The organism is Neobacillus rhizosphaerae (genome assembly GCF_050477885.1).
Classification (GTDB): domain Bacteria; phylum Bacillota; class Bacilli; order Bacillales; family Cytobacillaceae; genus Neobacillus; species Neobacillus rhizosphaerae_A.
In genome coordinates this window covers 63673-74454 of the sequence record NZ_JBCNAC010000027.1, presented here as the reverse complement: position 1 = coordinate 74454, position 10782 = coordinate 63673, and the positions used below count along the sequence as shown (strand labels likewise).

The window sequence follows — 10782 nt, the reverse complement described above, 5'->3', positions numbered from 1 at the left end:
TTCAGCTTCTTCTTAGCTGGAACTGTATCTCACAACCCTAGAGACATCTTCCTTGGCTTCATCATCTTAACTGCTGGCTACAACGCTGGTAAAATCGGTTTAGATCGCTGGGTTGTACCTTACTTCAGAAAAATGAACAAAGGTAATGTAAAACAAAAGAAAACGGCTTAACGACGGTAGAAACAAAAAGAGAGACTGCAACTAGTTTGCAGTCTCTTTATATTATATAGGTAGGGGGGATGTTGTTGTTTGAACGGATAATGAATGATGTTACGCAGTGCGTTTCATGCTTTTTAAAATAAAGCTTACAATAAATACAAGGACAATCGCACCAATGAGAGCCGGGATGATAAAGAAGCCTCCGACTTCAGGACCCCAGCTTCCTAATAGGAAGGATCCCAACCATGCTCCAATGAATCCTGCGATAATATTTCCAATGATACCACCTGGCAGGTCACGCCCCAAAATAAGTCCGGCTAACCAGCCAATAATTCCTCCGATAATTAATGCCCAAATGAATCCCATATGATTTCTCTCCTTTCTTTTTTTTAAGTAAGTAACTCTGATTATTAAATACCCGCTTTAAGGAGCCTTAAACATAAAAATATTATTTATTGAAACTTTACAATATTTTTACGAAGGATAGGACTTCTTGTTCATCTAACCCCTAAGATCCCCGTGCTATAATTGCGGTGTTAAATTTTTGACGTTAAAGAAAAATAAAACGAGCACAGGGGGAAACATCGTTTATGCCGTCTAAGAAACAGAGTACCTTGAAGAAAGTATTTTCTATCGGAGCGTTATCAACAGTCCTATTTTCTACTCTTTTTACAGGAAACGAACCGGCAAAAGCTGTAACCAATTCACCCGTTGCCATAAATGAAGTGGCATGGATGGGTACAAGCACAAGCTACAACAATGAATGGATGGAACTAAAGAACAACACCAGTCAAGATCTATCATTAACGGGATGGAAGCTGCAGGCGAAAGACGGAAGCCCTTCTATCAATCTATCAGGTACGGTTAAGGCGGGCAGCTATTTTCTGTTGGAGCGTTCGACCGATGATGCGGTTGTCGGTGTGAAAGCCGACCAAATTTATACGGGGGCATTAGGAAATTCGGCAGAAGCATTAGAGTTGTATGATGCAAATGGTAATTTAGTAGATACAGTTTCATCTTGGTATGCAGGTGACAACAATACGAAAGCCACGATGGAACGTGTCAATGCGGCAGATAGTGGCGATGTGTCTTCCAATTGGAAGACAGCTACCGCAGCCTATGACGGTGGTTTTGGAACACCTAAATTAGCGAATTCAGTGGGGACATCACAAGGGACCATCCACCACTTAAACCATGTTTCGAATGCGGACGGCGCCATCAATGTTTATTTTAACAAAACAGCCCTGCCGCAGTTTGCCTATGATGGAAACGAAGCGAATTGGAGCATCAATTTAGAAGATCAATTAGTGAGTCGCATCAGTCAAGCCACCAGTTCAATTGATGTAGCCACCTATGAATTAAACCTGCCTAAAATAGTGAATACCTTAGTGGATAAAGCAAGCCAGGGCGTAACAGTCCGCGTGGTTGCAGATGCAAAAGACGTGGACCCGAATGATACAGAAAACCGCTACGGCATTCATAGACTGAATTTAGAAAAATTAATTCGTGGGAAAGACCAAATGGTTGGAACAGCGGATGATGCACATATATTAGGGGACTCCGCTATGTTTGTGGAAGAAGACGCTACCCTACGTGCAAAATATGGTCTTCCGGCTTCCTTCGATGATTTCCCTGTTCAAACGGTGAAAATTGGTTCAGGAAACCAAACAGGGCATTTGTTAGTGGATGCGGAACGCAAAGCGGATGGGTCTTACTATGCTCCTGGTGATCAAATGCATAATAAATTTATGATCATTGATGGGAAGTGGGTGTGGACAGGTACGTGGAATTTTACCGAGACGGGTACATACGGAACGGATGAAGATATGAACCAAGACTTGTTGAATGGCAATCAAAACCAGACAGTAGAAATTAACTCTGTTGACCTTGCTTCGATTTACAAAACGGAATTTCAAGAGATGTATGGAAGTAACACGGCTGTTCCAAATCCAACAAACGCGAAATTTCATAGCCGGAAAACCGATAATACGGCGCATCAAGTCAATGTAAATGGGACGCTTGTTGAGGTCTATTTCTCTCCTGGGGATGGCGCATTAAATCGTATAACCAATGCGGTGAAAAATGAAGCACAGCATCGGGCCTATTTTGAGATTTTTGCATTCTCTGATCAAACCTTAGTCAACGAATTAAAGTATAAGTGGGAAGGTTCCTATAATGATATGGAAGGAACTCGTACGGGATTTGATATGAAGGGATTATTCGATCCTAGTTTTTGGAATCAATGGTGGTCGGCTTCTGTGGACATGACGCAACGAACAGCGTCGCAAACAAGCGTGGACAATCCGAACACTCGTTGGAACACGCCTGCGCCCGTTTATACAGGAAAAGAATCGCGTAAGCTTCATGCCAAGACGATGATTATCGATCCGAATACGAGCAGTGATCCAATGGTAGTAGTAGGTTCAACGAACTGGAGTTCAAACGGGGACGCAACCAATGATGAAAACATGCTCGTAATTCATAGTGATAAAATTGCCAATCAATTTTTACAGGAATTTTATGCTCGTTATCAGGTAGCAGGTGGACAGGTTCCATCACAGGAAGCATTCATTCAATAAGAACGCCTGCGGAAAGCACGAGGCACCTGGAAACGGAAATCAAGAGACAACTATAAAGAGCCTATATGAAAAAACTCGTCCGCTGAACAAAACCGGCTCTATCCGGTCTTGTTCAGCTGGTCGAGTTTTTTTTTGTAGTTAAACGACATCTTTATTGTGCTGGATTCGCTCACGCACTCGTGATTTAGGGTAGGGCGTTCCAGTCTTTAATGCTTTCTCACAGGCTTTTAGTTCCGAGGTGAGCTTTTTGAAGCCATCTTGGTCTCGCTCATCCAAGCACGTGTCGATTTTCCTCTTTATTAAACTAATCTTAAAGATCAGTTCGGTTTGCCGCTTTTGCTCTTCAAGATAGACTTCTTTCCATTTCTTTGATTCCTCCCAGCGATAATCGCTGAGCTTCGACAATCGGCAACCGCACTTGCACAATGTTTCGTTCATATTAATGATGTAAAATTCAGCGTTCCCACAGTTCTTGCATAAAAGTTTCCTCATCATTCGTACACCTCCATAATAATTGCAGCTTTTAGCTCGTCAGTAAAAATCTATTTCCTATATACCCACAGTGAATTCATTTTTAACCCATCAAAATTTTTTAGATTAATAGGTTTCAATTTTTCAGGAGCGGTTATATAACAAGTAGAACGACAAGCTGCTAATGAAAAAGGCAGCTCATTCAAATCACAAGGAGGAAACAACAATGGAAACTGTGAAAGTCGTTGAAAATGGTGTACAAGCGAAAAGGGAAATTGAACAGTTGATGACACAGGGCTATACGAAGGATGAGATTTATTTATTGGCGCACGATAAAAATCGTTCTGAGAACCTAGCGGATGGTCTGGACCTTAACGATGTTGGTGTCGCCGAACAAGGCTTATTTGATAGCATGGCCAATGTGTTTCGCTCACGAGGAGATGAGCTGCGTACGAAGCTGGAGTCGTTAGGCTTGTCACAATCAGAGGCCGAGCGCTTTGAGGAAGAAATGGATCATGGCCGAGTGGTCGTTGTAGCAACAAAATCTGCATGAGGTCAATACTTGATAGGAAGCAAAAGTGTGGGTCTTTTGTTTCCTATCGATTCCATTTTATTAATAAAAAGGAGAGGAACGAGATGAAATTTTCGAATTTAAGTTTGGAGAAATTAGTAGGAGCTAGTGAGCGAGCACGTCATAAAATACGATCAGAACGCAACCTGGAGCAGCATTTTGAGACCCCGATTATTCACCGAGAGATTCAGGGAGACCGAGTGTACGTCCCATTAAACCTATATCGAGTATGGAATGAAGCGTAAATTAATATATACACACCCAAACTAGCTGCCTAAATCCCGTTTAGAGAAAGACGAACGGAATTTAGGCAGTTAGTTTGTTTTTTTGGGAAAAACTTGCTTGTGATAAGGTGGGATTCCGCCGACTTTTTATGGGATTCCGCCGGATTTACGGTTTATTCCGCCACATCCAGGAAATATTCCGCCGGATTCACGTAGAATTCCGCCAGCCTCGCCAATTATTCCGCCAAACTCCATTTTTAACCAATACTAATTATCCCGATTCGATAGAACGCTTCTTCGAAAATTTTTATTTTTTCTTACAAAAATGGAGTATAATGGAATTTGATATACATAATGCAAATAGAGAGACAACATGGACGGACCTTAGTCCACTTTCTTCATTAACTTAGGTTTAGGTGATGTTGTTCAACTTTAATAAAGTGGAGCATTCATACGAACCGATTGGGTTGATGGAGGCAAGTGGTATTGTCTTGAGAGTTCGGGGGCGATGAGAATCGGTTGGTTGTACTACAATAAAAAATGGTATTACCTTAACAGTTCCGGGGCAATGGTAACGGGACGGGTTTGGATTAGTGGAAAATGGTATTACTTCAACGCAAGTGGCAGCTTCAGCCATTAGTTTGAAAGCCGTGTCGGACTCTCGATGCGGCTTTTTGCGTTTTTTAAGATTAAAGTGTTAGAAGTTTTCACAAAATCGTCACATTTAAGGGGGAGTTTGAAAAAAATAGAAACTGTTATATCTTTCCTTCGTCTATATGTTAGAATAGTCCTTGTGTGTAAAAAGGGGGTAGCAGAATGATAAATGATTTTGGGCAATTGGCGTTAGTCAGCATCCTGTCACATTTGGTTTTCATTGCCATTTCCTGGTGGGCACTGCAGTCGATTCGCTTAGAAAAGCTGATTAGGCCAAACCATGTCTTTCAAGCACGGCTTCTCTATATATTATTAGCCATTTTCATCGGATCATCTGTTAGTAACTTTTTCCTGGATTATCTTCAATGGTCCAGACAACTGCCATTGATTTTCAATAATTAGAAAAAATGGTTCAAAATGACAATTTTACTAATCCTGTACATACAATTGGAAAAAATTTAGGTCTTCGTACATGTTCCCATTTAACGATATTTTGAGTACAATCATCTTTATGTGGAAAGCTAAGGTTGTCTCCCTTAGGAACTTGTCAATTTTAGAGTTAAGTTTTTGGAACTTGTCTAAATGTGACGACAATTCCCAAGTATGCTCACCCGCTACCTGGTAACAATGGTAGTAAGGGGGAGTAGAGAGATGAAAAGATATCGTTCGTTTTTTTTATCTGTGATGACAATTTTAAGTTTGATCCTGGTTGTTTTCGGGTACAACACAACTGAAGCAAATGGTAATGGTGCTTTTACACGTTTTCAAGCGAATCCGGATGGTGCCGACGATCTGGCAAAAATCGGCTCTGTTTTAGAAGCCGAAAATATTTTGCTCGATGAATGGTCTTTTTATGCAAGAGAAAAAATGACCGGCATAAAAAGTGAGCGGGACGTGAAGGAATACGCCGAACAACTTCAGGAAAAGTTCCCCGATTGGGATTGGTCAATTGAAAATACCAGCCAAAAATGGGAAGTAACAGCAGTATCTCCAACATCAAAACACCACAGCGAAATGCTTCAAATTATGGCAACCCACACAAAACAACCTGTTAATGCGTATATAGTATATAGTGTCAGTGGAAAAGAGTGGAATAAAGCGATAGCGGCTTATTTCACTACTAAGGAATTTAAAAGTAGGCTATCCGACATATTTCGTGGAAAACCTACAGTTTTTTCTTGTATGAAAGGCGTTTTCAGTGATAAGATTGATACGGCTTTACCCATAACAGTAAAGAAGTTACTGTCCGTTTTTCATGCAAAAGAAATCGAAGCGTTAAAAGAGGAGACATTCATGTCTGTTTCGGCGAATTCGCCGATGTTTACTGGCTCCATAGAAAATCAAAGAGATAACATGAATTTACAAATTGGTATACGCTCCGAACGATTGGGCGGTAAGACTACCATTGTAGTTGGCACACCAATCATAACGATTGAATATTAATATAGAGAAAATGGACGCGGAGGGGAATACTCTTGGAAAAGATCATCGTCCGCGGCGGACAAAGGCTTACAGGATCGGTTAAAGTAGAAGGCGCAAAAAATGCCGTCCTGCCTGTTATCGCTGCAACATTATTAGCAAGTGATGGAAAAAGTGTGATACGTGATGTACCTACACTCTCCGATGTATATACTATCAATGAAGTTTTACGCAACTTAAATGCTGAAGTCGTGTTCGAAAACAATACAGTTGTCGTCGATGCATCCAGAGAGTTGAAAGTAGAGGCGCCATTCGAATACGTTCGAAAAATGCGCGCGTCTGTTCTAGTCATGGGATCTTTGTTGGCACGTAATGGCCGTGCAAGAGTCGCTTTACCTGGCGGCTGTGCAATCGGATCTCGTCCAATCGACCAGCACTTAAAGGGCTTTGAAGCCATGGGTGCAACAGTGAAGGTTGGAAACGGCTTTATTGAAGCGGAGGTTAATGGCCGCTTAAAGGGAGCAAAGATTTACTTGGATTTCCCAAGTGTTGGTGCTACTGAGAACATCATGATGGCAGCAACTCTTGCACAGGGTACAACCATCATCGAGAACGTCGCAAAAGAACCAGAGATTGTAGATCTGGCTAATTTCTTAAATAAAATGGGCGCTAAAGTAAGAGGCGCAGGTACGGGCACGCTTCGTATTGAAGGTGTCGATGTGTTATTTGGTGCCGATCATAACATTATCCCTGACCGTATTGAAGCAGGTACCTTCATGGTTGCTGCTGCAATTACTGGCGGAAATGTATTAGTAAAGGGTGCAGTTCCTGAGCATCTTTCTTCTCTTATTGCAAAAATGGAGGAGATGGGTGTTGAGATCAGTGAGGAAATGGACGGCGTTCGTGTAATCGGTCCTGATAAGTTAAAGGCCGTTGACATCAAAACAATGCCGCATCCAGGATTCCCAACGGATATGCAATCCCAAATGATGGCGTTATTGCTTCGTGCAGAGGGTACTTCTATGATTACGGAAACGGTATTCGAAAACCGTTTTATGCATGTAGAGGAATTCCGCCGCATGAATGCGGATATCAAAATTGAAGGTCGTTCGGTTATTTTAAATGGTCCTTCTAACTTACAAGGTGCGGAAGTTTCCGCAACAGACCTTCGTGCAGCTGCTGCATTAATCTTAACTGGTTTAGTGTCAGATGGCGTGACGCGTGTGACTGAGTTGAAGCACTTGGATCGCGGTTACGTGAACTTCCACGGCAAACTAGCTGGATTAGGCGCTGACATCGAACGTGTCAAAGAAGCAGACGAAATCTTCGTGGAAACCGAAAAATTCGTTAGCGACATGAACGCATAATGGTAATAATTAAGACAACGGACCCTGATGGATATCAGGGTCTGTTTTTTTATGGGGATTTGTGGCACCGTACTTTGTGCGGTGCCATTTTATTCGGTGCCTGACACCATCGGTACAGTGTTCGATATTGGTGCCTTCAATGGTGCCTGACACCATTCGTGGACACTTATGTGCGTGGGAGAGACACTGGGTTTGGTGCACCGTTTTTATCTCAGCTGGAACCTTGTGAGGTACCAGGGATGGAGTTCATTTTTATAAAAGTTTGTGTAATAAATGCTTGTCCGCTTCCATATGTATGAATGGAGACGCAACTCGGCTGATTTGCGCCGGGTGTGAATTTTACAAACTGGAGGCACAATCATGAAAAAAATCAAACCACTCATCGTACTAGCGACACTCCTCATTGCCCTGACTTTAGTTGTTCCAGCTGTTCTTGTGTTACCGTTTTCGGATGAGCATAGGGCGAGCGGAAAATTAGGTGAAGATTTGAAGAAGACCTCGGCGGAAAATGCGAAAGCGGCGTCACCTTCCGCGGATGCTGCGGTCGAAGTAGCGGTGTTTCGTTCCGCGAAATCAAAGATCGAGACAGTGAACTTAGAAAATTATCTCGTTGGTGTTGTGGCAGCAGAGATGCCGGCAGATTTCAAAGAGGAAGCTCTTAAGGCCCAGGCACTTACAGCGAGAACGTATATTGTGAAGCGATTGGTCAGTAAGGATACGCTAGGGGCTCCTAAAGGGGCTCAGGTCACGGACACGCAAATCCATCAGGTGTACAAGAGTGATGATGAGCTGAGGAGAGCGTGGGGCGCGGATTATAACTGGAAAATGAAGAAGGTAGTGGAGGCGGTCCGTTCGACGGCAGGGCAAATTTTGACCTACAAGGGTGAGGCGATTCAGGCTACTTTTTTCTCTACCAGTAATGGATATACTGAGAATTCGGAGGATTATTGGCCAGGTAACATTCCGTATTTAAGAAGTGTGTCGAGCCCGTGGGATAAGAGCTCACCGAAGTTTAACAGCCAGAAGGTGATGACGGTGAAGGCGTTTGAGGCGAAGCTCGGTGTGAAGGTGGGCACAGGGTCGCAGGTGGGCAAGATTGTGGAGCGTACGACGGGTAAGCGCGTGGCGAAGGTTGATTTTAATGGCAAGGTGCTTTCTGGCAAGGATATCCGCGAGAAGCTGGATCTTCGGTCGTCGGATTTTGCCTGGGAGCGCAAGGGCGCGAATATTGTGATTACGACGAAGGGCTTCGGCCACGGCGTGGGGATGAGCCAGTACGGAGCGAACGGGATGGCGGAGGAAGGCAAGAATTATAAGGATATTGTGAAGCACTATTATCAGGGGGTCGAGATTACGTCGGCAGAGAGTTTGATGGCGACGATTACGGCGCAGAAGTAGTGTGTGGGGAAAGCCAGGCGTGGGTGGAGCCTGGCTTTTTTGTGTTGCTAAAGGTGGTTGGCGAGTAAAATGGGGTTTTTGACGAGTAAAGTGTGAAGATTGACGAGTAAAATGAGAAGTAGACGAGTAATCGTAAATTTTGACGAGTAAACTGCCAAAAGTGACGAGTAAGATAGGAATTTATATAAAAAGGGTAATTTTAAAGGCACTTCAAGAGGAGATCAACGCATATTTTCAAAGGAAGATACCTGAGCCAGGCTGAACGCCTGGCTTCTTAGTGGAAAACAGGGTGTATTTAAGTGGTTGGCGAGTAAAATGGGGTTTCTGACGAGTAAAGTGTGAAGATTGACGAGTATTCATATTTTTTGACGAGTAACCCCCCAAAAGTGACGAGTAAACCAAACAAAGCAGCAGGAACCAATCAGAAGTTTACAAAAAGTTCATAATTACTGTCGATTTTTGCAGGGATATGGTAAGTAGAAAGGGAATTTTAGAAAAAAATGAAAGGAATGATGTGTTTGATTGCAAAAGAGATGCGTATGACACCAAGAATGGAAAAGCTTGAAACACTTATTAGAAGATTATCCGAGTTAAATCCAAAATATCCTGAGGTGGTGGCCGAATATAAAAGAAGAATGGCTGGATACCGAGGGGAGAAATCAGTGTACTTTTACTTATGTATGCTTCCTGAAGAAGATTACTACATTTTTCATGGACTTCGCCTATTTGACGGGCAATTCTATTTTCAAATGGATTTTCTTTTACTTTGTGCCACTTTTGCGATGGTTTTGGAGGTAAAGAATGTAGCTGGGGAACTGACTTTTGAAAAAGAGTTTAATCAAACGCTGTGCAAAAGGAATGGTGAAGAAGAAAGGGTTAAAAACCCGGTCCTGCAAGCAAAAATCCAAGCAAAAAAACTTAAAGTTTGGCTGCGAAAACATAATTGCCCTGAATTTCCTATTCATTATTTTTTTGTAAATAGCAATGAAAGAACTTTCATAAAAACTGAACCACACAATGACCAAATGATTCTACATATTTGTAACAGTGAAAATGTGTTAGAGAAGATTGAGCAAATACGCAACTATTATAAAAAGGACAAACTAGACAAAAAAGAATTGAAAAAAATGAAGCGCCTCCTTTTAACAAATCACACGCCTGATGACCCGAATATCCTCAAAGCCTACGAATTATCACCAAAAGACATCATTACCGGTGTACAATGTCCAGATTGTTTCACAATCCCAATGATTTATAAAGGAGGGAAATGGTGCTGTTTAAAGTGTAATCTAATGTCAAAAACCGCCCATGCTCCATCCATTAATGATTATTTTCTAATAATAAAACCTTCGTTTACGAATGCTGAAATCTGTGAATTCTTGCATATTCCCACCATTCATATTGGTCAGAAGATCATAAAATCGATGAACCTTCCCTACACTGGAACATTTAAAAATCGTGTGTATCATCAACCGAAAAGCTAAAGTGTTCTTAGTATTTTCCCAAGCCGTTGAAATCTCCCTCCAAACAAGGCCCCTCTTATAAAATAAAAACACACGCTGATTCCAATGATATCTTTGACAAAATCGAATAGCGATGATGAGCGGTATGGTACGAACGATTGGTGAATTTCATCGCTGATTCCGTAGAGGGCGGCGAATACGGCGCAGGCTACGTTCAGGGTTTGGGTAATCTGGCGGCTTCGCGTTAAGAAGGCCAACACTAGTAAAACATACAGAATGGCAAATTCTACTAAATGTAAGGATTCCTTGATAGTTGTGTCGAGGGACGCATCGGGTAGCTCGACAAAATGGTCGGATGGCAGGCTGGATTGAATCCAGATGATGGCCATATACGCGAGGGGCAGAACCCGTAAGCCCCATTTAAATAGTATGTTCATGTGAATATTCCCCCTAGTAGTAAAAAAATTTTTCACCTTC

At 42.3% G+C, this 10782-nt stretch carries 12 protein-coding genes and 1 pseudogene; 10 read left to right on the top strand and 3 right to left on the bottom strand.

Going from position 1 to position 10782, the window contains the following annotated elements; all coding sequences use genetic code 11:
- Positions 1-171 (top strand): annotated as a pseudogene (locus ABES03_RS03615) (Crp/Fnr family transcriptional regulator); the annotation flags it as partial.
- Between the two features lie 99 nt (positions 172-270).
- On the opposite strand, the gene ABES03_RS03610 reads toward ABES03_RS03615, so the two are convergent.
- Positions 271-525: a GlsB/YeaQ/YmgE family stress response membrane protein gene (locus ABES03_RS03610; RefSeq protein ID WP_308081873.1), complete on the bottom strand. Its 255-nt coding sequence runs from the start codon at positions 523-525 to the stop codon at positions 271-273.
- Between the two features lie 224 nt (positions 526-749).
- Here ABES03_RS03610 and ABES03_RS03605 point away from each other — a divergent pair, with 224 nt between their 5' ends.
- Positions 750-2738 (top strand): phospholipase D-like domain-containing protein, encoded by a 1989-nt coding sequence (locus tag ABES03_RS03605; protein WP_430115186.1) that lies wholly within the window; start codon positions 750-752, stop codon positions 2736-2738.
- A 138-nt stretch (positions 2739-2876) separates the two neighbouring features.
- On the opposite strand, the gene ABES03_RS03600 is transcribed toward ABES03_RS03605, so the two are convergent.
- Positions 2877-3143, bottom strand: coding sequence for an IDEAL domain-containing protein (locus ABES03_RS03600; RefSeq protein ID WP_430115185.1), 267 nt, complete (start codon positions 3141-3143; stop codon positions 2877-2879).
- Between the two features lie 292 nt (positions 3144-3435).
- On the opposite strand from ABES03_RS03600, the gene ABES03_RS03595 reads away from it, so the two are divergent.
- From ABES03_RS03595 to ABES03_RS03560, 8 genes are all read left to right on the top strand, one after another.
- Complete coding sequence (locus ABES03_RS03595) at positions 3436-3762, top strand: general stress protein (RefSeq protein ID WP_430115184.1); 327 nt, start codon at positions 3436-3438, stop codon at positions 3760-3762.
- An 83-nt stretch (positions 3763-3845) separates the two neighbouring features.
- Positions 3846-4025 carry a hypothetical protein gene (locus tag ABES03_RS03590; RefSeq protein ID WP_430115183.1) on the top strand — a complete coding sequence of 60 codons (180 nt, stop codon included), beginning with the start codon at positions 3846-3848 and terminating at the stop codon, positions 4023-4025.
- Between the two features lie 430 nt (positions 4026-4455).
- Positions 4456-4644 (top strand): choline-binding protein A, encoded by a 189-nt coding sequence (locus tag ABES03_RS03585; RefSeq protein WP_430115190.1) that lies wholly within the window; start codon positions 4456-4458, stop codon positions 4642-4644.
- Positions 4645-4820: 176 nt separating this feature from the next.
- Positions 4821-5060 (top strand): DUF1146 family protein, encoded by a 240-nt coding sequence (locus tag ABES03_RS03580; protein ID WP_430115181.1) that lies wholly within the window; start codon positions 4821-4823, stop codon positions 5058-5060.
- Positions 5061-5309: 249 nt separating this feature from the next.
- Positions 5310-6101, top strand: coding sequence for a YwmB family TATA-box binding protein (locus tag ABES03_RS03575; protein WP_430115180.1), 792 nt, complete (start codon positions 5310-5312; stop codon positions 6099-6101).
- Between the two features lie 32 nt (positions 6102-6133).
- Positions 6134-7444, top strand: coding sequence for a UDP-N-acetylglucosamine 1-carboxyvinyltransferase (gene murA / locus ABES03_RS03570; protein ID WP_430115178.1), 1311 nt, complete (start codon positions 6134-6136; stop codon positions 7442-7444).
- 360 nt (positions 7445-7804) lie between these two features.
- Positions 7805-8842 carry a stage II sporulation protein D gene (gene spoIID / locus ABES03_RS03565; protein ID WP_430115177.1) on the top strand — a complete coding sequence of 346 codons (1038 nt, stop codon included), beginning with the start codon at positions 7805-7807 and terminating at the stop codon, positions 8840-8842.
- Between the two features lie 500 nt (positions 8843-9342).
- Positions 9343-10326, top strand: a complete 984-nt coding sequence (locus ABES03_RS03560) for a nuclease-related domain-containing protein (RefSeq protein WP_430115175.1) — start codon at positions 9343-9345, stop codon at positions 10324-10326.
- On the opposite strand, the gene ABES03_RS03555 is transcribed toward ABES03_RS03560, so the two are convergent.
- Positions 10323-10742, bottom strand: coding sequence for a VanZ family protein (locus tag ABES03_RS03555; protein WP_430115172.1), 420 nt, complete (start codon positions 10740-10742; stop codon positions 10323-10325). The two genes, ABES03_RS03560 and ABES03_RS03555, sit on opposite strands and share 4 nt — an antisense overlap.
- Positions 10743-10782 lie beyond the last annotated feature (40 nt).